This is a genomic window from Methylobacterium terricola (assembly GCF_006151805.1).
Taxonomy (GTDB): domain Bacteria; phylum Pseudomonadota; class Alphaproteobacteria; order Rhizobiales; family Beijerinckiaceae; genus Methylobacterium; species Methylobacterium terricola.
In genome coordinates this window covers 29,186-50,517 of sequence record NZ_VDDA01000031.1, presented here as the reverse complement: position 1 = coordinate 50,517, position 21,332 = coordinate 29,186, and the positions used below count along the sequence as shown (strand labels likewise).

The following is a 21,332-nucleotide window of genomic DNA, read 5'->3' as shown; positions in this document are numbered from 1 at the left end:
CTGCGCCTCGAGGACGGCGCGGGAGACGATGTTCTCCGAGGCGATCAGCTCGATCTCGTGCTGCTGGCGGCCGAGCTCCTGCGCGACCGCACCGGCGAGCTCCGGATCGACGTCGGACAAGGATGCGGAGAAGAACGAGTTGGACTGGGAAGGGGCGGTGGACGTGGCGGCTGCGGACATCGGGATCCTCACATCGGTGGCGGCCTGGCGGGCCGGGCGGGGCATCGTTGCGCCGGACAGCGCGGTCGTTGTCGAAGGACGTGGACCGCGGCGCGGTGACGGGATGACCGGAACCCCAGGTTACGACGCTCCCGGCCGAGCATTGCCGTGCGAGCGACACGCGGTTGCGTGCCAGCGACCTGACCTTATGGTATCGCCCTAATGTCCAGGGCATGGACTCAAGTCTCGCTGCACATGGCATGTTCATCCGCTGCACAATATGCTGCTGAACATGCCGAAACTGGCGCCAATGTTGCGCCGCAGCGATGATTTTCGGTGGTCAATGTCGCCGGTGTCGTCCTGGCGGCAAAAAATGTCGCAGGCGGACAAGCCGCGGGGCCTGCTCGGGATAGCTTTTCATAATACAAGGTAAACAGATGCGTTTCCGAAGCTTTCGGACGACGAAGCGCGCTGCTCCAAAAGGATCATACGCCTATGAGCCGCATTGTTTTGGAGGGCATCAGCAAGATCTTCGGCTCGAAGCAGGCCGAGGGGGTCGATCTGATCAAGCAGGGCAAGCGCAAGGCTGAGATCGCGGCGGCCTGCGGTGCCGTGGTCGGTCTGTGCAACATCTCGTTCGACATCGTCGAGGGCGAGATCCTGACCCTGATGGGTCTTTCGGGCTCGGGGAAATCCACTCTCCTGCGCTGCATGAACCGGCTCGTCGAGCCGAGCTGCGGCCGCATCGCGGTCGGCGACGTCGACGTGACGAAGCTCGGGCGCAAGGATCTGCTGGCATTCCGCCAGAAGACCTTCGGGATGGTGTTCCAGCACTTCGCGCTGCTGCCGAACCGGACGATCCTGTCGAATGTCGGCTTCGGCCTTGAGCTCAAGAACGTTCCGGTTGCGCGCCGGACCGAGGCCGCGATGCAGGCGATCGAGCTCGTCGGCCTCAAGGGCTGGGAAGCCAAGTATCCGCATGAATTGTCGGGCGGGATGCAGCAGCGGGCGGGCCTCGCCCGGGCGCTCGCCGCCGATGCCGAGGTGCTGCTGATGGACGAGGCGTTCAGCGCCCTCGATCCGCTGATCCGCCGCGACATGCAATCGGAGCTGCGCGACCTGCAGCGGAAGCTCAAGAAGACCATCGTGTTCGTCTCGCACGACCTCGACGAGGCCGTCGCCCTCGGCGGCCGGATCGTCCTGATGAAGGACGGCGAGGTGGTCCAGATCGGCCAGCCCGAGGAAATCGTGGCTCGGCCGGCGACCGAATACGTCGCCCGGTTCGTCGAGCATATCGACCGCGCCGCCGTGATGCGGGTGGGGCAGGTCGCGGACCGGTCCGCCGCGGTCCTGGCGCCGACGCTCACCGTCGCCGAGGCGCGGATCCGGATCGCCGGGGAGGGCGGCGATGCCTGGCTCGTCGCCGACGACGAGAGCCGCTTCGTCGGCTGCCTGCGCGCCGACCGGCTCGCCGCCGCCCGGCCGGAGGAGACCGTCGCGAGCCTGCTCGGAGCGGGCAGCGATGCCGTCGTGGCCGATGCCCGCCTTGATGCCGTGCTGGCCCGGGTCGCCGCGGAAGGCTGCGTGGCCGTGGTCGACCCGGACGGACGCCTGCTCGGCGCCGTCGGCAGCCGCGACGTGGTGCGCGCCCTGGCCGCTCACTCCGCCGAATCCCACGCAACGGGTCACGACGCGGATTACCCCGAGACCTCGATCCTTCAGACGACGGCAGGAGCGGAGCGATGGACTGGACCGTCCCGAAATTTCCCCTCGACACGCTCAGCGACCAAGGCCTCGACTGGCTCACCGACCATGGCGCTTGGCTGACCCGCGCCGTCAGCCGCTCGGTCTCCGACTGGATCGACGTGCTGACCACGGCGCTCGTCGCGGTGCCGCCCTGGGTGTTCATCGGGCTCGCGGCCTTCGCCACCTACCGGCTCGGCGGGCGCAGGATCGGCCTCCTGACGTTGTGCGGCCTCCTGTTCCTGTGGAACCTGCGGCTGTGGCAGGCCACGGTCGAGACGCTGGTGCTCGTCAGCCTGTCGACCGTCACCGCCCTGGTGATCGGGATTCCGGTCGGGATCTGGTTCGCCCTGAGCCGGCGCGCTTGGCGGACCTTCTCGCCGATCCTCGACATGATGCAGACGCTGCCGAGCTTCGTGTACCTGATCCCGGCCCTGCCGTTCTTCGGCCTCGGCGCCGTGTCGGCGTGCTTTGCCACCATCGTGTTCTCGGTGCCGCCGGTGATCCGGCTGACGGCGCTCGGCATCCGCAACGTGCCCTCCGAGCTCGTCGAGGCTTCGGATGCCTTCGGCGGCTCGACCACCCAGAAGCTGTTCAAGGTGCAGCTGCCGCTGGCGCTGCCGACCATCATGGCGGGCGTCAACCAGACCATGATGCTCGCCCTCTCGATGGTGGTCATCGCCGCGATGATCGGGGCGGGCGGCCTCGGCCGGGCGGTGTGGCAGTCGATCCAGCGCCTCGAGGCCGGCGCCGGGTTCGAGGCCGGCATCGGCATCGTGATCCTGGCGGTCATCCTTGACCGCTCGACCCAAGCACTCGCCGACCGCGCCCGCCCGCACGGGACGGCCTGAGCCAAGCCCCCCGCTCCGGCGGGGGATCCCCGACCTCCTCCCGGCGCCCGCACCCGCGGGCGCCGGGGGCAAGACCTCACCCTCCCTTCCGTCCCACCAGCCTCCTGGATCGGCTCCCCATGCGCGCGACTGTTCTCGGTGTCCTCCTCTGCCTCACCCTCGCCCAGACGCCCGCCGAGGCGGCCGGCAAGCCGGTGCGCCTCGCCTATGTCGAGTGGAGCGACGCGGTGGTGGCCACCAACATCCTCAAGCAGGTTCTGGAGGAGAAGGGCTACGAGGTGAAGGCGATCCCGCTCGCCGCCGCGGCGATGTGGCAGGCGGTGGCGACGGGCGACGCCGACGCGACCGTCGCGGCCTGGCTGCCGCTGACCCAGGCCGCCTATTACGAGAAGCTCAAGAACCGCCTCGAGCTGATCGGCCCGAACGTCACCGGTGCCAAGATCGGCTGGGCCGTGCCGGCCTCGTCTCCGCTCAACTCGATCGAGGATCTGAAGACCAAGTCGGCCGAGGTCGACGGCAAAGTGATCGGCATCGATCCCGGCGCCGGCGTGATGAAGACCTCGGAAGCCGCGATCAAGGCCTATGGCCTGCCGGTCAAGCTCGTCGACGGCAGCGACGCGACGATGACCAGCGCCCTCAAGGACGCGATCCGTCAGAAGAAGGACATCGTCGTCACCGCCTGGACCCCGCACTGGATGTTCGCGCGCTACGAGCTGAAGTACCTCGCCGATCCGAAGAAGGTCTTCGGCGACGACGAGACCGTGAACACCCTGGCGCGCAAGGGCCTGAAGGAGGACATGCCGGAGGTCTACGGCATCCTCAAGAAGTTCAAGCTGAGCATCAAGGACGAGGAGACCATGATGGCGGAGAACGAGGAGAAGGGCGCCAAGCCCTCCGAGACCGCCGCCAAGTGGATCAAGGCCAACCGGGCGACGGTGGACGGCTGGGTGAAGTAACGGGTTTCAAGGGCGGCCTCCCCGACGATTTCGGCGCCATCCACCAAACTCAACGATGCACCGCGTCATGTCGGCCTCCGCTACGCGGGCCTGGAATGACGCGGTGCATCGTCGTGTCCGGCAGCCCGACCGCGTCCATCCTTCACGCCGGCATGGCGCTCACACCTTCCGCTCGCTGCTCGGCGGCCGGCCGAAATGGTCGACGTAGGATTTCGAGAAGTGCGACGCCGAGGTGAAGCCACACTCGATCGCGATCGACAGGAGCGGCATCGCGGTCTGGCGGATCAGGTGGCGCGCGTGCTCCAGGCGGATGCGTAGGTAGTGCTTGGCCGGTGAGCGGCCGAGATATTTCAGGAACAGGCGCTCGAGCTGCCGCTTCGAGAGATGGACCGACTCGGCCAGCTCCTGGCTGCCGAGCGGCTCGGCGAAGGTCTTCTCCATCAGGCCGACCACGTGCAGCAGCTTGGGATGCGCCACGCCGAGGCGCATCCTGAGGTCCATCCGCTGGCGCTCGCCCGATTCGCGGATGCGGTGGTGGATGAGCTGGTCGGCGACGTCCGCCGCGATGTCCGCCCCGTGGTCGCGCACGATCAGCGACAGCATCATGTCGGCCGCCGCGGTACCGCCGGCGCAGGTGAAGCGGTTGCGGTCGATCTCGAACAGGTCGGAGCCGATCTCGAGGCCGTCATGCTCGCAGGCGAGGCTCGCCTGGTTCTCCCAGTGGATCGTCGCCCGGTAGCCATCGAGGAGCCCGGCCTTCGCCAGCACGTAGGTGCCGGTACAGACCGCGCCGATCGCGCCGCCGCGGATGCAGGTCCGGCGTAAGGTGGCCTGCAGCGCCCGGTGGTCGCATCGCTGGATGTCGATGCCGCCGCAGACGATCGCCATGTCGAGGGCGGGGTCGAGGCCCTGCGCCTCGCTGAAGCTGCCCGCCACCTGGACCTCGACGCCGTTGGAGGCGGTGCAGCGCGTGCCGTTTTCCGACCACAGCGAGTAGCGATAGAGATCGCGCCGCGCCGCCCGGTTGGCGAGGCGCAAGGGTTCGATCGCGGAGGAGAAGGCGATCATCGAGAAGTTCTCGACGAGCATGAAGCCGACGGAGGTGACCTCGTCGGGCATGGCGGCGCTGCCCGTCGCCACGGCGCTGGTCGTGCCGGCCGTCATCATCCGATCCATCGTCAGACTGTCATCGCATCGTCACCCCAGAATGACTCCAGGGAATACCCCGAGGCAAGCCGGTTTCGTGCTTCCCCTTGCGAGACCGTGACGGCCTCCCACCCTCCCGGTCTCCCGAGCTCCGCCGGCGCCCAAATTCCCCGGCATCCAAGTCGCAAATCCCCAACTCGCGGTCGCCAGCGCGAAAGTCCCGAACGCCCGGCCGCACGATGATCCCTCATCACAGCGAGGCCAACCGATGCGCCGATTTTCCCTCTCGTCGCTGCTCTCGGAATCCCTGAAGGGACACCGGGGTTGGGGCCGCCAGTGGCGGGACCCGCAGCCGAAACCCGCCTACGACGTCGTCATCGTCGGCGGGGGCGGTCACGGCCTCGCGACCGCCTATTATCTCGCCACCGTGCACGGCATCACCAACGTCGCGGTGCTGGAGAAGGGCTGGATCGGCGGCGGCAATACCGGCCGCAACACCACGATCATCCGCTCGAACTACCTCTACGACGAGAGCGCCGCACTCTACGAGCACGCGCTGAAGCTCTGGGAAGGCCTGTCCCAGGAGCTGAACTACAACGTCATGTTCTCGCAGCGCGGCGTGCTGATGCTCGCCCACAACCTGCACGACGTGCAGTCCTTCAAGCGCCACGTCTATGCCAACCGTCTCAACGGCATCGACAACGAGTGGCTGACGAAGGAGGAGTGCAAGGAGTTCTGCCCGCCGATCGATATCTCGGGGTCGTTGCGCTATCCCGTCCTCGGCGGCGCCCTGCAGCGCCGGGCCGGCACCGCGCGTCACGACGCGGTCGCCTGGGGCTATGCCCGCGGCGCCGATGCCCGCGGCGTCGACATCATCCAGAACTGCGAGGTCAAGGGCATCCGCCGCGACGCCTCCGGCGCGGCGATCGGGGTCGAGACGACCCGCGGCTATATCGGGGCCGGCCGCATCGGCGTCGTCGCCGCCGGCCACACCTCGACCGTGATGGCGATGGCCGACGTGCGGATGCCGCTCGAGAGCTACCCGCTCCAGGCCCTGGTCTCGGAGCCGGTCAAGCCGGTCTTCCCCTGCGTGGTGATGTCGAACGCCGTCCACGCCTACATCTCGCAGTCGGACAAGGGCGAGCTGGTGATCGGCGCCGGCACCGACCAGTACACCTCCTACAGCCAGCAGGGCGGCCTCCACATCACCACCCACACGCTGGACGCGATCTGCGAGGTCTTTCCGCAATTCACCCGGATGCGGATGCTGCGTTCCTGGGGCGGCATCGTCGACGTGACGCCCGACCGCTCGCCGATCATCGGCACGACCCCGGTCGCGAACCTGTTCGTCAATTGCGGCTGGGGCACCGGCGGCTTCAAGGCGACGCCGGGCTCGGGCCACGTCTTCGCCCACACGCTCGCCACGGGCAGCCCGCACGCGATCAACGCGCCCTTCACCCTCGACCGCTTCCGCACCGGACGCCTCATCGACGAGGCCGCCGCGGCCGCCGTCGCGCACTGATCTCCCCTCATCACCCAGACGCGACGAGACGCCCGATGCTGCTGATCGCCTGCCCGTATTGCGGCAACCGACCGGAGACCGAGTTCCGCTGCGGCGGACAGGCCCACATCGCCCGGCCCGCCGACCCGGCGGCGCTCTCCGACGAGCAATGGTCCGGCTACCTGTTCGTGCGCGACAACCCACGCGGGGTCCATGCCGAGCGCTGGAACCACGTCCATGGCTGCGGCCGCTGGTTCAATGCGCTCCGCGACACCGTGAGCGACCGTTTCCTCGAAACCTACAAGATGGGCGAGAAGCCCAGCCGCACCGAGTCCACCGAGGCCGGATCCACCCCGGTCAAGTCCACTCAAGCAGAGGCGAGGGCGTGATGGCACAGCCGTTCAGATTGTCCCGCGGCGGCCGCATCGACCGCACGCGCCCGGTCCGCTTCACCTTCAACGGCCGCACGGTCGAGGGCTTCCACGGCGACAGCGTCGCCTCGGCGCTCTTGGCCAACGGCATCCACCTCGTCGGGCGCTCGTTCAAGTACCATCGCCCGCGCGGCATCCTGAGCCACGGCCCCGACGAGCCGAGCGCCCTGCTCTCCGTCGATCGCGGGCCCGGGCGGATCGACCCGAACAACCGCGCCTCGGTGGTCGAGGCGCGCGACGGCCTCAAGACCCTGTCGCAGAACCACTGGCCGTCGCTCGAGCACGATATCGGCGCGGTCAACGACCTCCTGTCGCCGGTCTTCGTCGCCGGCTTCTACTACAAGACCTTCATGTGGCCCCGGACGTTCTGGGACAAGGTCTACGAGCCGTTCATCCGCGCCGCCGCGGGCCTCGGCAAGGCGCCGGCGGTTCCCGATCCCGACCGCTACGCCAACCGCCACGCCCATTGCGACGTGCTGGTGGTCGGCGCCGGCCCTGCCGGCCTCACTGCTGCGCTCGCCGCCGCCCGCACGGGCAAGCGGGTGATCCTCGCCGACGAGGGCCCGGAGCCCGGCGGCGCGCTGCTGCACGACGTCACCGCCGAGATCGACGGCCGTCCGGCCGCCGAGTGGCTGAGCGCGACGCTGGCCGAGCTCGATTCCCGCGAGAACGTGGTCCTGCTGCCGCGGACCACCGCGTTCGGCTACTACAACCACAACCACGTCGCGCTGGCCGAGCGGGTCACCGACCACGTGGCCAATCCCGGCACGGCGCCGCGCGAGCGGCTGTGGCAGGTCCGGGCCGGCGAGGTGGTGCTGGCCGGCGGCTCGCACGAGCGTCCGCTGGTCTTCGCCGACAACGACCGCCCCGGCATCCTGCTCGCCGAGAGCGTGCGGGTCTTCCTCAACCGCTACGGCGTGGCGCCGGGCCGGCGGATCGTCTTCGCGACGAGCGGCGCCTCGGCCTACGCCGCGGCCCTCGACGCCAAGGCGGCGGGGCTCGCCGTGACGCTCGTCGATCTGCGCACGGAGGCCGAGTGCGGGCCGGAGCTGGCGCGCCTCAAGGCCGCCGGCGTCGAGATCCTGACCGGCCACACGGTCGTCGGATCGAAGGGCACCAAGCGGGTCACCGGCCTGATCGTCGCTCCCGTCGACCGGGCCGGGCGCTGCGGCCCCCGCCGCGTGCTCGATTGCGACTGCGTCGGCATGTCGGGCGGCTGGACGCCGGCGGTGCACCTGTTCTCGCAGTCCCGCGGCAAGCTCGCCTATGACGAGCGGCTCGACGCCTTCCTGCCCGGCACCTCGGCGCAGGCCGAGCGCTCGGCGGGTGCCGCGAAGGGCACCTACGACCTCGCCGAAGTCCTCAAGGAGGGCTTCGCCGCCGGTGCCGCCGCGGCCGGCTCGGACGAGCGCAAGAGCTTCACCGCCAGCCCGACGCTGACCGGCTTCAAGCCGGTGCGCGCCATGCCGACTGATGCCGACCCGACCAAGGTCAGGGCCTTCGTCGACTTCCAGAACGACGTGACGGCCAAGGACATCAAGCTCGCGGTGCGCGAGGGCTTCCATTCGATCGAGCACGTCAAGCGGTACACCACGACCGGCATGGCGACCGACCAGGGCAAGACCTCGAACATGAACGCGCTGGGCATCGTCGCCGGGCAGCTCGACAAGACCCTGCCGGGCGTCGGCACCACGACCTTCCGGCCGCCCTATACGCCTGTGACCTTCGGCACCCTGGTCGGCCCGGCCCGCCACGCGCTGTTCGACCCGATCCGCACCACGCCGATCCATGAGTGGGCGGAGGCGCAGGGCGCGCTGTTCGAGAACGTCGCCCTGTGGCGCCGCGCCTGGTACTTTCCGAAGGCCGGCGAGGACATCCACGCCGCGGTCGCCCGCGAATGCGAGGCGGTGCGCAAGGGGGTCGGCATCTTCGACGCCTCGACCCTCGGCAAGATCGAGGTGGTCGGCCCCGATGCGGCCGAGTTCATGAACCGGATCTACGTCAATCCGTGGCTCAAGCTCGAGGTCGGGCGCTGCCGCTACGGCCTGATGCTGAAGGAGGACGGCTACATCCTCGACGACGGCGTCGTCGCCCGGATCGCGCCGGACTGCTTCCACGTCACCACCACCACCGGCGGCGCGCCCCGGGTGCTCGCCCACATGGAGGATTACCTCCAGACCGAATGGCCGGACCTCAAGGTCTTCCTGACCTCGACCACCGAGCAATGGGCGGTGATCGCGCTCCAGGGGCCGAAGGCGCGCGAGGTCATCGCCCCCCTCGTCGACGGGATCGACTTGTCGCCGGCGGCCTTCCCCCACATGGCGATGCGAACCGGCACGATCTGCGGCGTGCCCACGCGCCTCTTCCGGGTGTCGTTCACCGGCGAGCTCGGCTTCGAGATCAACGTGCCGTCCGACCACGCGAAGGCGGTGTGGGAGGCGATCTGGGAGGCCGGGCAACGGCACGGCATCACCCCCTACGGCACCGAGACGATGCACGTGCTCCGCGCCGAGAAGGGCTACATCATCATCGGCCAGGAGACCGACGGCACGGTCACCCCGGACGATGTCGGCTTGGCGGGCATGATCGCCAAGGCCAAGAAGGACTTCGTCGGCAAGCGCTCGCTCGCCCGGCCCGACGTGGTGGCGAGCGGCCGCAAGCAGCTCGTCGGCCTCGTCACCGACGATCCGAAGCTCGTCCTGGACGAGGGCGCGCAGATCGTCGACGATCCGGGCCAGCCGATCCCGATGCGGATGCTCGGCCACGTCACCTCGAGCTACTGGAGCCCGAATTGCAGCCGCTCCATCGCCATGGCCCTGGTGGCGGACGGGCGCGCGCTCCAGGGCCGCCCCCTCCACGTCACCACGCCCGAGGGCTTCGCCCAAGTCACCGTCGTCGATCCGGTCTTCTTCGATCCCAAAGGCGAGCGCATCCATGCTTGAGGCCCTCTACCGCACCGCCCGTGCGCTCCCCCTCGGCCGCGCCGCCGCCGATCCGGCCCGCTCCGGGATCGTCATCCAGCCCGCCGGCGCCGAGGCGCGCTTCGCGCTCCGGGTCCGCGACCCCGGCGCTTCGGCGGCCGGTCTCCCGCTCGACGGGCCGATCAACTCGGTGCGGGGCGACGACCGGCGCTGGATCGCCCGCCTCGGGCCCGACGAGTGGCTGATCGGCTGCGACGAGGCGGAGGCCGACCACCTGCCGGCAGCCATCGCGGCCGATCTCGGCGAGCGGGCCCACGCCGTCGTCGACGTCTCGCACCGCAATGTCGGCATCGACGTCAGCGGTCCGCTCGCGGCGGCGGCCCTCAATGCCGGCTGCCCGCTCGATCTCGGCGAGGCCGCCTTCCCGGCTGGCTCCGCGACCCGCACCCTGTTCGGCAAGGCGGAGATCGTCCTGATCCGCCGCCCCGGGCCCGAGCCGCGCTACCGCGTCGAGTGCTGGCGCTCGTTTGCCACTTACGTCCACGGCCTTCTCGTCGAGGCCTCCCTCGGGGTCGGCGAGACGGCCCGGCGATGATCAGCGCCTTCGATCTGTTCAAGATCGGCATCGGCCCATCGAGCTCGCACACGATCGGCCCGATGGTGGCGGCGCGGCGCTTCCGTGAGCGCGTCGCCCTCCGCGCCGACGTGGCGCGGATCAGTGCCGAGATCTTCGGCTCCCTCGCCTGGACCGGGCGGGGCCACGGCACCGATGGGGCGATCGCCCTCGGGCTGCTCGGGCACGACCCGGCGACCATCGATCCGGACCGGGTCGAGGACTATACCAAGGCCCTGGCCGAGACCGGCGAGACCGGGCTGCCCGGCGTCGCCTTCGCGCCGGACACGGATCTGGTCTTCAACTTCAAGGACCTGCTGCCGCGCCACACCAATGGCATGCGCTTTCGCGCCCATGACCGCGAGGGCGCGATCCTCGACGAGGTGGTGTGCTACTCGGTCGGCGGCGGCTTCGTCGAGAGCGAGGGCGAGGCGACGGGGGCCGGCATCGAGGCGGCGCCGGTGCCGCATCCCTTCGCCAGCGGCGCCGACCTCCTGGCGATCTGCGCCGCGACCGGCCTGACCATCGCCCAGGTGCAGCGGGAGAACGAGCGCGCCTTGCGCTCGGATGCCGCGATCGATGCCGGCCTCGACGCGATCCGTGACGCGATGCTCGCCTGCATCGCCCGGGGCCTGCGGATGGAGGGCATCCTGCCGGGCGGCCTCAAGGTCCGCCGCCGCGCCCGCCGCCTGCACGCGACCCTTGAGGCGTCACGGCTCTCGAACAGCCGGCCGGCCCACGAGGTGATGGACTGGATCGGCCTGTTTGCCCTTGCGGTCAACGAGGAGAATGCCGCGGGCGGCCGGATCGTCACCGCGCCGACCAACGGTGCGGCCGGCATCGTGCCGGCGGTCCTGCGCTACGGGATCGATTTCTGCCCCGGCTGGAACGAGGAGCGCGGCCGCGACTACCTCCTCGCAGCAGCGGCGGTCGGCGGCCTGATCAAGAGCCGCGCCTCGATCTCCGGCGCCGAGGTCGGGTGCCAGGGCGAGGTCGGCTCGGCCGCCGCCATGGCGGCGGCGGGTCTCGCCACGGTGCTCGGCGGCTGCCCGCGCCAGGTGGCGAACGCCGCCGAGATCGCCATGGAGCACCATCTCGGTATGACCTGCGATCCGGTCGGCGGGCTCGTCCAGGTGCCCTGCATCGAGCGCAACGCCTTCGGCGCCAACAAGGCGGTGGCTGCCGCCTCGCTCGCGCTCCACGGCGACGGCGTGCACTTCGTCAGCCTCGACCAGGTCATCGAGACGATGCGCCAGACCGGGCACGACATGCAGGAGAAGTACAAGGAGACGTCGCTCGGCGGGCTCGCGGTCAACGTGGCGGCGTGCTGACGACGTGACTCTCCCGGCCTACGCGCCGCTCTGCCCGGACAGGGGTTCCGTGATGGCGCTCGGTTCACGTCCAGCGGGCGCTAGCGCGAGCGGTGCTCCATCCTTGCTGGAGGAGGACCGGGATCACTCCGCGCAAGACGCGAGTTGGCTTCTGGTCAGGATTCCGGCGTCCCGTGCCGGCGATCGAAATCTCGGGACGATCGACAGGCAAAGCCCACCCCGGCACCGATGATGGTGCCAACCACTCCAACGAGGGCGGTCGTCACGGCCATGGTTACCCTTCTCTCGATCGATCGCAGGACGACATGCCCTGCAAATGGTCGCGCCAAACCGGCGAGATCCCGACGGAGGTCGACCAGAGTATTGTCCGATGACGTGCATGCCGGTTCATCGAAGGAAATGCGGCAAAATCAAAAACTACGGCACTGTCCGATTGCAAGGCAATCGGACAGGTCGATGTCAGCGTCAGCTGCTGGCATGCCCGCCATTTCCGGGCCGGTCACGTCCGGACTGACGGCAACGGCAAACGACGCCTTCGGGGCCTGAGTCTCGGCACCACGGCGCACGCCATCCTGAAGGGCGAGTTGAAGGTGGTGATGCCTGAGGACCGCCGGATGCGGGCGACCGAGGTAACGTCGTCGCCCAGGGCTTCCGTCGCCGCCCGGCAGCAGATCGCGCCCGGTGACGATGGGCTGTTCCAGACGCTCAAGGCGTACGCTCCGAACGCGCACGGCAGTCCGGCGTGCCGGCCTATGTCGGCGCCTCGGACACCACCCTGATCGCGATCACCCGCATCAAGCCTGCGGACGTGCAGGCCGTGGGCCTCGTGCCCGGGTTCGGACAGGCGAAGATCGCGAGATCCGGACCGGCCTTCGCGGCCGCCGCCGTCGACTCCCGCCACGAGAACCTGCCCGGCGACGACGCGTCTCCGGAGGCCGAGGAGGCGCTCTCCGCGCCGAGCCCAGGAGCGTAGCGGGCTCCGAGGTGAGGTGGACGACGACGGCGCGGCGTCCTGCGCTGCCGCTCTCCAGCATCTCCGCCCGACCTCCGAGGAGCAGCCCGCTGGCCACCGAGCGTTGGTGAGGGACGCGCGGGGTGGTCAAGGGGCAGAGGCCGCCGGCATCCAGGGGGGCGCAGGCGGGAGCCGGGGGAAGCCCGTGGCAAGAACCTGAAACGCGGCATCCTTCGGGGCGTTGGCGGCATGGCCATGAATCGGCACGATGTCCTGCGGGCAGGCCGACAGCGCCACCACGCAATCCATTTCGGCCTGTAGGGTGATGAAGTCGCCGGGACGCCCCAGGGTGGGGCCGGTGACAAGGCTTCGGCCGTCCGCATCGACGGCAATGTTCATGAAGATGTTGAAGGAGGCCAGGCTCGGCGCGGCGATGGTCAGTCCGATCCCGGCCAGGGCCTCGACCATGTTGTCGAGGCAGTTGCGATGGTAATGCGTGCAGCCGAGACGCTCGTAGCGGTGGCGGTCGCAGGCCGCCATAAAGGTGTCGTGGATGCCGGGCGAGGTGTCCTCCACCAGGGTGAGGATCGGGTTGCGCCGGGTGGTGACGAAGGTGTCGCCGACGACCGGGTTGAGCCGCTGGCTCCAGACGCGGCTCGCCTCCATGGACATGGCCTCGCCGAGGTCATGCGCGTTCCAAGCCCAGCAATCGACGACCTGCGTCCCATGGAGGTTGATGACGCGCAAGCCGTGACCGGCCGGCACGCGGACGGCCCTGCCATGCCGGGCGGGGAGGAGAATCGGTTCGCTCGCCGTCATGACTGTCCGATTCCGTCGCGCCGTCGAACGAACTCGTTCGACGGCGCCGGGCAAGCCCGAGCGGGCGTCGGCGCTGATGCGCCGGACGCCTTCGCGGTGATGGATCGATGCGACGGCGCGAGGGTTTCAGCCGTGTGTCGCCGACCCGGGGGACGGCCGAGAGGTTGTCGCGGTGCGCCCCTGGCGGCGAATCCAGGCCCGATCCCACCCGGGACGAGGTGGTCGTGGGCACAGGTCACGGCGTGACCACGAAATGAGCCTCGGTCGGTTGCCCCGCCTTGCCGTTGATCGGCAGGATGTCCTGGGGACAGGCCGAGAAGGCGATGATGAGGTCCATCTCGGCCCGCAGGAGCACGTAGCTTCCCGGCGTCGAGACCGGCGCTTCGAAGGAGATCGTCCGGTCCGGCTGGACCGGGATGTTCATGAACAGATTGAGCGGGCTCGGCGTTTCGGGAGCGTCGAGGCCGATCTCCTGCATGCAGGCGTGGAGATTGTCCTCGCAATTGTCGTGGTAGCCCTCGACGCCGAGGAACTTGTAGCGGTGCTTGTCGCACGCCGCCATCAGCGTGTCGTGAACGCCGCCCGCCGTGTCCTCCAGGAAGGTCAGGATCGGCCGGCGCCGGTTCGTCAGCATCGTGTCGCCGACCACCGGGATCACCTTGAGGATATGGGCGCGGGAATGCTCCATCGACATGAATTCCGTGCGGTCGTCGGCGTTGAAGGCCCAGGTGTCGACGACTTGCTCGCCATGCGTGTTGATCACCTTGATGGTTTGGCCTTTCGCCACGCGGGTCGCCTTGCCGCGGCGGGCGGGAATGGTCACGAGGTCGGTCATCGGGGATCTCCCAGTGGCGGGTGGTGGGGGGGCGGAGCGGCCGCGCGGCGGGCCAGGACGGCCGCGCGGCGGGATTCGAAGCGCGGCTGCGCGCAGATCTGGCCGAGGAACTCGGAGACGAGGAGCGCGCCCAGATAGGCGGTCGCCCCCGTCCCGACATCGAGAGGCGGGTTCACCTCGACGAAGTCGAAGCCGACCACGGCGCAGCGTTCGGCGACGAAGCGCAGGGTGTCGCGCAGCTCCGGATAGGTCATGCCGTTCGGCTCGCCCGAGACGCAGCCCGGCACGAGCGACATGTCGAGGGCGTCCACGTCGATGCTGACATAGAGAGGGGCGCCTTCGGGCAGCAGCGCGGCGATGCCGGCCGGCCCCAGGGCGCGCAGCTCGCCCATCGGGACGATCCGGTGGCCGGCCGCGATCATGTCCTCGTATTGCGAACGGCTGCTGCGCAGGGAGCGGATGCCGACCTGCGTCAGGCTGGCGACGCTGTCCAGCCCGGCTATGTGCCGGAAGGCGTGGCCGTTCGTGTAGCGCAATCCCTGCTCGAAGCCGGCATAATCCATATGCGCGTCGAACTGGAGCACATGGAGGGGACCCGGAAAGGCGCGCACGATCGGATAGGAGATGGAATGGTCGCCGCCGAGCACCACCGGCAGAGCGCCCCGCCCCAGGATCGCCGTGACGTCGGCGGTGATCGCAGCAAAGGTCTGCTCGACATGCGTCGGCGCGATGTCCACGTCGCCGGCATCGGCGATCAGGCCCGCGGCGAGATCCTGCCCGAGCAGGGTGAGGCCCGTCTCCGGATCGAACAGGCCTTCGGATCCGAACCTCAAGGAATGCTCGCGCAGGGCGCGGGGCGCCATGCGGCTGCCCGGCAGGAAGGGCGAGCCCTCGTCGAAGGGCACGCCGAGGATCGCCACGGCGGCGTCGAGCCTGTCGAGATCGGCGCAGACCGGCCCGCGCAGGAAGGAGGGGATGCCGACATAGCCGCGGTCGATGCGGGGTTTCATGCGGTCACTCGGGGGGAGGAGGGGAGCACGCGCCCAAGGAAGGCTCTCAGCCGCGGATCGGTGGGGTTGTCGAGGACGGCTCGGGCCGGGCCGGTTTCGACGATCCGGCCCTGGTCCATGAAGGCGATGCGGTCGGCGACGCCGCCTGCGAAGCCGATCTCGTGTGTGACGACGAGCATGGTCATGCCGGTGGCGGCGATCTCGCGCAGCAGCCCGAGTACCTCGCCGACGAGTTCGGGATCGAGGGCCGAGGTCGGCTCGTCGAACAGGATCAGCTCGGGCTCCATCGCCAGGGTCCGGGCGATCGCGACCCGCTGGCGCTGGCCGCCGGACAATTCGTGGGGATGCTTGTCCATCTGGCGCTCCAGACCGAGGCGCGCGAGCAGGGTGCGGGCCTGCGCCTCCACCGCGGCGCGTTTGCGACCGAGCACCACGACCGGCCCGCGGGCGACGTTCTCCAGCGCCGAGAGATGCGGCCAGAGATTCAGGTTCTGGAACACCAGCCCGATCTTCGGCCGCAGCGCATCGATCTCGCGGCGGGTCTGGCGGTGGACGACCTGTCCGACGACGGCGCGTCCGAACGGCCGTCCCCCGACCTCGATGAAGCCGTCGTCGGGCTCCTCGAGCCAGGTAAGGCAGCGCAGCAAGGTGGATTTGCCGCAGCCGGACGGGCCGATCAGCGTCACGACCTCGCCGCGCGCCACGTCGAGATAGATGGAATCGAGCGCCGTCACCCCGCGGAAGCGCTTGGTGAGTCCGCTCACCTTCAGGGCCGGGATGGTCATCGCGCGCTCTCCCGCTCGAGCAGCAGGTAGCTCGCCGCCAGGCGGTTGCGGCTGACGCTGCGGGCCTGGGCGACCCCGAGCCTGCGCTCCAGCCGATGCGCGGCGCCGGCAACGGCGAGGGTGATACCCCAGTAGATCAGCGTCACAGCGGCGAAGACCTCGAACGGTGCGAAGGTGTTCCCCTGCACGACGAGGCCCTGGTAGGTCAGCTCCGGCACGGTGATCGAGGAGAGGACCGCCGATTCCTTGATCATCGTCAGGGTCATGTTGGTGGAGGGCGGCACGATCGCGCGCGCCACCTGCGGGCCGACGATGTGGCGCATCGCCTGGAGCGGCGACATGCCGATGGCGCGGGCTGATTCGAACTGGCCCCGCGGCAGGGCGAGGATGCCGGCGCGGACGATCTCGGCGTAATAGGCGCTGGCGAACAGCCCGAGGGCTACCGTGCCGACGAGAGGCGCAGGCAGGCGCAGGCCCGAGAACGGCAGGCCGTAATAGATGACGAAGAGGATGATGATGAACGGGATGGCGCGCAGCACCTCGACATAGCTCGCCGCCGCAAGCCGCGGCAGCCGGCCCGGCATGAGGCCGAGCAGCGCCACCGCGATGCCGAGCGTGTAGCCGAGCAGGAACGCCTGGACCGAGATCTGGATCGTCAACCAGGCTCCCTGCAGGAAGAGCGGCCAGTACTGGACGAGGATCGCCGGATCGAAGGCCATGCGCGTCAGGCCCGCTGGACCGCGAACCGGCCCTCGACGCGGCGGCCGAGCAGGCTGATCGTCAGGTTGATCGCCAGGAAGACCAGGGCGGCGCCGATCAGGGTCTCGAATGGGCGGTAGCTCGCACTGGCGATCTGCTGGGCGGTGCGCAGCACGTCGACCACGGTGATGACGGAGAGCAGGGCGGTCCCCTTCACGACGATCGTCGCCTCATTCACCAGCACCGGAAGGACTCGCCTGAAGAGCTGGGGAAGGATGACCTTCGCCCAGACGAGATGGCGCGGGAGCGACAGGGCGGTGGCCGCCTCGATCTGCCCGGGATCGATGGTGATGAGGGCGCCGCGCATCGTCTCCGAGATGAAGATCGAGGAGTTGAGCGCGATCGCCGCCACGCCGGCCACGGTGGGGCTGAGATCGAGGCCGATGGCCGGCAGCACGTAGTAGAACAGGAAGATCTGGATCAGCAGCGGCGTGCCGCGGATGAAGCTGATCAGGACAGCGATGATCGCGTTCACCGGACGGATCTTCAGGGAGCGCAGGATCGTGAGGGCGGTGCCGCCGATCAGGGCCAGCACGATGATCATCGCCGACAGGCGCAGGTTGACGAGGGCGGCGACGGCGAGGTTCGGCATCAGGCCGGCGAGGTAGGCGAACTGGAAACTCATGCGTCGCTGCCTCGCTCGTTGCCGTACCGAGGACCGTCCGGACCGCTTGCAGCCCGACGGGTATCCGTCAGAATGGTGGAACTGATCTCGGCCCGCCTCGTCCGTCAGACGGCGCCCGGCGGCAGGTAGCCGCTGTCGGGGATGTCCATCTTGAAGCCGAACCACTTGTCCTGGAGCGCGCCGAGGCGGCCGTCGTCGCGCATCGCCTTGATGGTCGCGGACAGGAAGTCGCGCAGGTCGGTGTCGCCGGGGCGCGTGACCCAGGACAGGTAGGTGAAGGCGCCCGGTGCGGCCACGGAACAGGCGAGCGCGAAAGTGTCCGGCTTCTCCTTCGCCAGCACGGCGAGGCTGGGCAGGCTCTGGATGACGGCGTCGACCTCGCCGTTGGCCAGGGCGACGTAGCTCTCGGTGAAGGCGGTGAAGAGCTTGAGCTCCTTGAAGCCCGGGCCGCCGGCCTGCTTGAGGCGCGCATCGAGTGCGCGGGCGACGGGTTCCGTCGACGAGGCGAGCTGGGTCGCCACGACCTTGCCGTTCAAATCCTCGGGCTTCGCCATCGCGTCGCCCTTGCGCTTCATCGCATAGGGCTCGCCGTTGGCGATCGGCATCGTGTAGGCGTAGCGCTTGGCGCGTTCCTCGTTGATCCCGACCGTGGTCGCCACGAAGTCGAACTTGCCGGCGAGCACGCCCGGCAGGATCCCCTGCCAGGGCAGGTCGAGCTGGTTGAGCTTCGGGTTCCCGAGCGCCTTGACGACCTCCGCCAGGATGTCGCTGCCATAGCCGACGATCTTGCCGTCCTTGACGAATTCGAAGGGCGGGAAGGCGGCTTCCGTGCCGACCGTCAGCACCTTGGTCCGGCGGATCCTCTCGAGGGTCGTCTCGGCATAGGCCGGACCGGCGAACCCGACGGCTGCGGCCGAGGCCGTCGCCAGCAGGCCGAATTGGCGTCTCGTGACGTGCGGCATACCAAAATCCTCCGACGGGCTGCGCCCGGATCGCAAGAAGAAGTTGAAGCGTTCAGTCGAAATACCCCGCGCGCACCGCCGCGCCGATCAAGTTCACGATCAGCCGGCCGGCGACGATGCTGGTAATGTTGTTGACGTCCGAGGACGGCGTGATCTCGACGATATCCATGCCGAGCACGCGACCCTTGGCGACGAGCCCGTGGATCAGCTTGCGGACCTGATGGAAGCTGAGCCCGCCCGGGGCGGGACCTTCGACCGCCGGCATCACGCTCGGGTCGAGCCCGTCCGCGTCGATGGTGATGTAGTAGCGCCCGCCATCGGGGATGCGGGCCAGGACGGCCTCGATGCCGCCGTCATGGACCTCGAAGGCCGGGATGATGGTGGCGCCGTAGGCCTGCGCCGCCGCGACCTCCTCCGGGCGCCCGCTGCCCTGGGCGCGGATGCCGATCTGGAAGATGTCGCCGATATGCGGCATCTCGGAGGCCCGTCGGATCGGGCTCGACAGGCCGTCGCGCACGCCGTTGACGTCGTCGCGCCAGTCGATGTGGGCATCGACCTGGATCAGCGTGACCGGGCCGTGGTCTTCGAGGGCGCGGAAGATCGGGATCGGGATCGCATGGTCGCCGCCGATCGTGATCGGCATCGCCCCAGCCTTGAGGATCTTGCGTACCGCTGTCTCGGCCCGTGCGACATGCGAGGTGCGGTCGTGGATGTCGAACGGCACGTTGCCGACATCGACCGCCTTGATCGGCCGGCCGTCATAGATCGGGCCGCCGACATCGAAGTCGTAGCGCTCGAGGTTGCGGCACACCCGGTCGGTCACCCGGCGGACGGCATCGGGCGCGCGACTCTGGTCGTTCGACATGGCGTGCGGCTCGTAGGCGCTGCCGTAGGGAATGCCGAGGAAGGCGATATGCGCGTCGAGCGTGTCGAGGTCGGTATGGACGGGCGACCACAGGAAGCTCGGGTGACCTGGATGGCTTGGTTGCGTCAGAGGAAGCGACATCGGCGCCCTTTTCTCGTCCTACGGTCGAAATTTTGTGCTCAGTGTATTATTTTTCAGCACTAGATGCACATCTCTTCAACAAGAAGCGAGTCTATCCCGGTGACATGCTGCGGAATAGGCGCAAAGATCGAAACCTCGCTTGTAGGGAATGCAACATGGCAGCAAGGAAAGCTGCGCTGGTCTCCGAGATCACGGAGAGCGATCTGCGTCTGCTGCGCATCTTTCGCGCCGTCGCCGAATCCGGTGGCTTGAGCGCGGCTGAGGCGCGGCTGCGGATGGAACGGTCGACGATCAGCCGTCACGTCCAGACGTTGGAGACCCGCCTCGGCGGCGCGGTCTGCTTGCGCGGCCCGGCCGGGTTCGAGCTGACCGAGCTGGGCCGGGCCGCCCTGCAGGCGGCGATCACCGCTTGCGACACTCTCGATCAGGTCCGCGACCAGCTGAACAGCACGCATGACGTCGTGATCGGCCAGCTCGCCCTCGGGCTTGCGGACAATTGCCTCACGAACTCGGATGCGAAGATCACGGAGGCGATCCGGCAGTTCCGCCTGCGGGCGCCCGCCGTCCAGCTCCACATCTCGGTGCGGCCGCCCGTAGATCTGGCCGCCGACCTTTTGACGCGCCGTCTCCACATGGCGATCGGCGGTCCCTCGTTGGCCGATCCGCGTCTGGAAACGCATTGGTTGTTCAATGAGGAGGCCAAGCTCTACACCGCGGCGCCGGTGGATCCCAAGGCCGACGCTGCCGCGCTCGTCGGGCGCGGCTACGCCGTCGTGACGCGCGACCGCGACCGGCACAGCCTCGCCCTGGCCAACCGGCTCGGTGCGGAGCGCTGCGTCGTAGCCTTGGGCCTCGAAGCCGTCGCGACGCTCCTGGCTGCGGGCAATTGCATCGGCTTCCTGCCGACGCACCTCGCCCGCTCCCTCTCGCAGAGCAAGCCGCTGGTCGAGGTGCCGCAATCCGAGGAATGGAGCTACGGCTTCGACTTCTCCCTCATCCACGGCGTAGCCCGCCCCCTGTCCCGCGCCGGCCATCTGATGAAGGACATCCTCCTCGCCGCGCATGCCGCGGACGCATCCTCTGCCGACCCGGGGAGGGCGCGGTCCGGCTCGTGATCCCGACGGGCGTCGGTCCCGATCCAGGGCGACGGGGAGGCGCCCGGTGCGAGGGGTTCCAGGGCGGCCGGCGCCTCGCCGAGCCCGACACCGCTCGCCCGACCTTTGCCCCCGGCATGCCCCGACGCTGGACGGGGTCCCGCATTGATGTTTGATCCCCTGGTTTGATGGTGCACTCGTCACCCCGGTGTGGAGGGAGGTGCCAGGGGACGGGGGCGTCACGGCAGCGCCACAACGACGGAGGCAGTCCGCCGCGCGATCCAGCATAGTCAAGCGAGCCTGAGGGCGCTGGCCAAGCGCGACGGCATCGACCCGACGACCGTGGCCAAGTGGACGCGGCGCAACTCGGTCGCCAACCACAGCGCACCGGCCCCAAGGAGCTTCGCTCGACGGTACCGTCCTGTCGGCCGACGAGGAGGCGATCGTTGTCGCCTTCCGGCGCCCTCCGCTGCCGCCGCTCGACGCTTGTCTCTACGCGCTCCAGGCTACCATCCCGCACCTGACCCGCCTGTCGCTGCATCGATGTCGGCAGCGCCACGGCATCAGCCGCCTGCCGGATGTCGATGGTGAGCCGAAGCGATCCCGCGTCAAAGTCTACCCGCTCGGCGGCTTCCCCGACGACCTCGCCGAGGTGCACATAGCGGGGCCGGCCGGGCGGTTGATCGAACCGGCGAGACCTTCGGCGTTGAAGCGCTGGACGGCCTCGCACAGCGCCTGACGCTCGAGGCCAGCGGCCCGCGCCGCATCCGCCCGGCTCATGCCATCGAGGGCGTTGGCCGCCGCAGCAGGCGCGGAACTGTCCGCCGGCGCAG

At 69.1% G+C, this 21,332-nt stretch carries 20 protein-coding genes and 2 pseudogenes; 11 read left to right on the top strand and 11 right to left on the bottom strand.

The window, feature by feature from the left end; translation table 11 throughout:
• A pseudogene (gene glyA / locus FF100_RS31550) lies at nucleotides 1-180 on the bottom strand (serine hydroxymethyltransferase); the annotation flags it as partial.
• A gap of 474 nt (nucleotides 181-654) precedes the next feature.
• Between glyA and FF100_RS31545 the strand changes: the two are divergent.
• The 3 genes from FF100_RS31545 (at nucleotide 655) to FF100_RS31535 (ending at nucleotide 3,709) form a co-directional block, all read left to right on the top strand.
• Nucleotides 655-1,986: a quaternary amine ABC transporter ATP-binding protein gene (locus FF100_RS31545; protein WP_139039993.1), complete on the top strand. Its 1,332-nt coding sequence runs from the start codon at nucleotides 655-657 to the stop codon at nucleotides 1,984-1,986.
• Nucleotides 1,902-2,753 (top strand): ABC transporter permease, encoded by an 852-nt coding sequence (locus tag FF100_RS31540; protein WP_139039992.1) that lies wholly within the window; start codon nucleotides 1,902-1,904, stop codon nucleotides 2,751-2,753. Before FF100_RS31545 ends, FF100_RS31540 begins: the two co-directional genes overlap by 85 nt.
• A gap of 119 nt (nucleotides 2,754-2,872) precedes the next feature.
• Nucleotides 2,873-3,709 carry a glycine betaine ABC transporter substrate-binding protein gene (locus FF100_RS31535; RefSeq protein ID WP_139039991.1) on the top strand — a complete coding sequence of 279 codons (837 nt, stop codon included), beginning with the start codon at nucleotides 2,873-2,875 and terminating at the stop codon, nucleotides 3,707-3,709.
• Nucleotides 3,710-3,868: 159 nt separating this feature from the next.
• Here the strand turns inward: FF100_RS31535 and FF100_RS31530 are convergent, their stop codons facing one another.
• Nucleotides 3,869-4,828, bottom strand: a complete 960-nt coding sequence (locus tag FF100_RS31530; RefSeq protein WP_246102592.1) for a GlxA family transcriptional regulator — start codon at nucleotides 4,826-4,828, stop codon at nucleotides 3,869-3,871.
• Between the two features lie 295 nt (nucleotides 4,829-5,123).
• On the opposite strand from FF100_RS31530, the gene FF100_RS31525 reads away from it, so the two are divergent.
• The 6 genes from FF100_RS31525 to FF100_RS31500 all read left to right on the top strand — a co-directional run bounded on the left by FF100_RS31525 (nucleotide 5,124) and on the right by FF100_RS31500 (nucleotide 12,625).
• Nucleotides 5,124-6,377 carry a sarcosine oxidase subunit beta family protein gene (locus tag FF100_RS31525; protein WP_139039989.1) on the top strand — a complete coding sequence of 418 codons (1,254 nt, stop codon included), beginning with the start codon at nucleotides 5,124-5,126 and terminating at the stop codon, nucleotides 6,375-6,377.
• 35 nt (nucleotides 6,378-6,412) lie between these two features.
• Nucleotides 6,413-6,745 (top strand): sarcosine oxidase subunit delta, encoded by a 333-nt coding sequence (locus tag FF100_RS31520; protein ID WP_139039988.1) that lies wholly within the window; start codon nucleotides 6,413-6,415, stop codon nucleotides 6,743-6,745.
• A complete protein-coding gene (locus FF100_RS31515) occupies nucleotides 6,745-9,729 on the top strand; it encodes a sarcosine oxidase subunit alpha family protein (RefSeq protein ID WP_139039987.1) in 2,985 nt (994 codons plus the stop codon). The genes FF100_RS31520 and FF100_RS31515 overlap by 1 nt, the downstream gene beginning before the upstream one ends.
• Nucleotides 9,722-10,303 (top strand): sarcosine oxidase subunit gamma, encoded by a 582-nt coding sequence (locus FF100_RS31510; protein ID WP_139039986.1) that lies wholly within the window; start codon nucleotides 9,722-9,724, stop codon nucleotides 10,301-10,303. Before FF100_RS31515 ends, FF100_RS31510 begins: the two co-directional genes overlap by 8 nt.
• Entirely contained in the window at nucleotides 10,300-11,652 is a 1,353-nt protein-coding gene (locus tag FF100_RS31505; RefSeq protein ID WP_139039985.1) for an L-serine ammonia-lyase, read from the top strand. The genes FF100_RS31510 and FF100_RS31505 overlap by 4 nt, the downstream gene beginning before the upstream one ends.
• Nucleotides 11,653-12,394: 742 nt before the next feature.
• Complete coding sequence (locus tag FF100_RS31500) at nucleotides 12,395-12,625, top strand: HRDC domain-containing protein (protein ID WP_139039984.1); 231 nt, start codon at nucleotides 12,395-12,397, stop codon at nucleotides 12,623-12,625.
• 126 nt (nucleotides 12,626-12,751) lie between these two features.
• Here FF100_RS31500 and FF100_RS31495 read toward each other — a convergent pair whose 3' ends face one another.
• From FF100_RS31495 to FF100_RS31460, 8 genes are all read right to left on the bottom strand, one after another.
• On the bottom strand, nucleotides 12,752-13,423 hold the full coding sequence (locus FF100_RS31495) for a DUF1989 domain-containing protein (protein WP_139039983.1): 672 nt from the start codon (nucleotides 13,421-13,423) through the stop codon (nucleotides 12,752-12,754).
• A 235-nt stretch (nucleotides 13,424-13,658) separates the two neighbouring features.
• The gene (locus tag FF100_RS31490) at nucleotides 13,659-14,258 is read right to left on the bottom strand and encodes a DUF1989 domain-containing protein (RefSeq protein ID WP_139039982.1); all 600 of its coding nucleotides are present in this window, start codon (nucleotides 14,256-14,258) and stop codon (nucleotides 13,659-13,661) included.
• On the bottom strand, nucleotides 14,255-15,268 hold the full coding sequence (locus tag FF100_RS31485) for an arginase family protein (protein ID WP_139039981.1): 1,014 nt from the start codon (nucleotides 15,266-15,268) through the stop codon (nucleotides 14,255-14,257). The genes FF100_RS31490 and FF100_RS31485 overlap by 4 nt, the downstream gene beginning before the upstream one ends.
• Nucleotides 15,265-16,053: an amino acid ABC transporter ATP-binding protein gene (locus FF100_RS31480; protein WP_139039980.1), complete on the bottom strand. Its 789-nt coding sequence runs from the start codon at nucleotides 16,051-16,053 to the stop codon at nucleotides 15,265-15,267. The genes FF100_RS31485 and FF100_RS31480 overlap by 4 nt, the downstream gene beginning before the upstream one ends.
• Nucleotides 16,050-16,772 (bottom strand): amino acid ABC transporter permease, encoded by a 723-nt coding sequence (locus FF100_RS31475; RefSeq protein ID WP_139039979.1) that lies wholly within the window; start codon nucleotides 16,770-16,772, stop codon nucleotides 16,050-16,052. Before FF100_RS31475 ends, FF100_RS31480 begins: the two co-directional genes overlap by 4 nt.
• Nucleotides 16,773-16,777: 5 nt before the next feature.
• The gene (locus FF100_RS31470; RefSeq protein ID WP_139039978.1) at nucleotides 16,778-17,437 is read right to left on the bottom strand and encodes an amino acid ABC transporter permease; all 660 of its coding nucleotides are present in this window, start codon (nucleotides 17,435-17,437) and stop codon (nucleotides 16,778-16,780) included.
• Between the two features lie 104 nt (nucleotides 17,438-17,541).
• Nucleotides 17,542-18,399 carry a transporter substrate-binding domain-containing protein gene (locus FF100_RS31465; protein ID WP_139039977.1) on the bottom strand — a complete coding sequence of 286 codons (858 nt, stop codon included), beginning with the start codon at nucleotides 18,397-18,399 and terminating at the stop codon, nucleotides 17,542-17,544.
• Nucleotides 18,400-18,451: 52 nt separating this feature from the next.
• Nucleotides 18,452-19,405, bottom strand: a complete 954-nt coding sequence (locus FF100_RS31460; protein WP_139039976.1) for an agmatinase — start codon at nucleotides 19,403-19,405, stop codon at nucleotides 18,452-18,454.
• Between FF100_RS31460 and FF100_RS31455 the strand changes: the two genes are divergently transcribed.
• Both FF100_RS31455 and FF100_RS38150 read left to right on the top strand, forming a co-directional pair.
• Entirely contained in the window at nucleotides 19,381-20,520 is a 1,140-nt protein-coding gene (locus FF100_RS31455) for a LysR family transcriptional regulator (RefSeq protein ID WP_246102591.1), read from the top strand. The two genes, FF100_RS31460 and FF100_RS31455, sit on opposite strands and share 25 nt — an antisense overlap.
• Nucleotides 20,521-20,709: 189 nt before the next feature.
• A pseudogene (locus tag FF100_RS38150) lies at nucleotides 20,710-21,163 on the top strand (transposase family protein); the annotation flags it as partial.
• Here FF100_RS38150 and FF100_RS38730 read toward each other — a convergent pair.
• Nucleotides 21,115-21,279, bottom strand: coding sequence for a hypothetical protein (locus FF100_RS38730; RefSeq protein WP_425463373.1), 165 nt, complete (start codon nucleotides 21,277-21,279; stop codon nucleotides 21,115-21,117). The pseudogene FF100_RS38150 and the gene FF100_RS38730 sit on opposite strands and share 49 nt — an antisense overlap.
• Between the last annotated feature and the right edge of the window lie 53 nt (nucleotides 21,280-21,332).

Bases quoted from the DNA above. Each gene is read 5' to 3' on its own strand.
- FF100_RS31505 (WP_139039985.1), top strand. From the start codon at position 10,300: ATGATCAGCGCCTTCGATCTGTTCAAGATCGGCATCGGCCCATCGAGC.
- FF100_RS31520 (WP_139039988.1), top strand. From the start codon at position 6,413: ATGCTGCTGATCGCCTGCCCGTATTGCGGCAACCGACCGGAGACCGAG.
- FF100_RS31460 (WP_139039976.1), bottom strand. From the start codon at position 19,405: ATGTCGCTTCCTCTGACGCAACCAAGCCATCCAGGTCACCCGAGCTTC.
- FF100_RS31475 (WP_139039979.1), bottom strand. From the start codon at position 16,772: ATGGCCTTCGATCCGGCGATCCTCGTCCAGTACTGGCCGCTCTTCCTG.
- FF100_RS31480 (WP_139039980.1), bottom strand. From the start codon at position 16,053: ATGACCATCCCGGCCCTGAAGGTGAGCGGACTCACCAAGCGCTTCCGC.
- FF100_RS31535 (WP_139039991.1), top strand. From the start codon at position 2,873: ATGCGCGCGACTGTTCTCGGTGTCCTCCTCTGCCTCACCCTCGCCCAG.
- FF100_RS31525 (WP_139039989.1), top strand. From the start codon at position 5,124: ATGCGCCGATTTTCCCTCTCGTCGCTGCTCTCGGAATCCCTGAAGGGA.
- FF100_RS31540 (WP_139039992.1), top strand. From the start codon at position 1,902: ATGGACTGGACCGTCCCGAAATTTCCCCTCGACACGCTCAGCGACCAA.
- FF100_RS31510 (WP_139039986.1), top strand. From the start codon at position 9,722: ATGCTTGAGGCCCTCTACCGCACCGCCCGTGCGCTCCCCCTCGGCCGC.
- FF100_RS31545 (WP_139039993.1), top strand. From the start codon at position 655: ATGAGCCGCATTGTTTTGGAGGGCATCAGCAAGATCTTCGGCTCGAAG.
- FF100_RS31495 (WP_139039983.1), bottom strand. From the start codon at position 13,423: ATGACGGCGAGCGAACCGATTCTCCTCCCCGCCCGGCATGGCAGGGCC.
- FF100_RS31530 (WP_246102592.1), bottom strand. From the start codon at position 4,828: ATGCCCGACGAGGTCACCTCCGTCGGCTTCATGCTCGTCGAGAACTTC.
- FF100_RS31465 (WP_139039977.1), bottom strand. From the start codon at position 18,399: ATGCCGCACGTCACGAGACGCCAATTCGGCCTGCTGGCGACGGCCTCG.
- FF100_RS31490 (WP_139039982.1), bottom strand. From the start codon at position 14,258: ATGACCGACCTCGTGACCATTCCCGCCCGCCGCGGCAAGGCGACCCGC.
- FF100_RS31470 (WP_139039978.1), bottom strand. From the start codon at position 17,437: ATGAGTTTCCAGTTCGCCTACCTCGCCGGCCTGATGCCGAACCTCGCC.
- FF100_RS31485 (WP_139039981.1), bottom strand. From the start codon at position 15,268: ATGAAACCCCGCATCGACCGCGGCTATGTCGGCATCCCCTCCTTCCTG.
- FF100_RS38730 (WP_425463373.1), bottom strand. From the start codon at position 21,279: ATGAGCCGGGCGGATGCGGCGCGGGCCGCTGGCCTCGAGCGTCAGGCG.
- FF100_RS31515 (WP_139039987.1), top strand. From the start codon at position 6,745: ATGGCACAGCCGTTCAGATTGTCCCGCGGCGGCCGCATCGACCGCACG.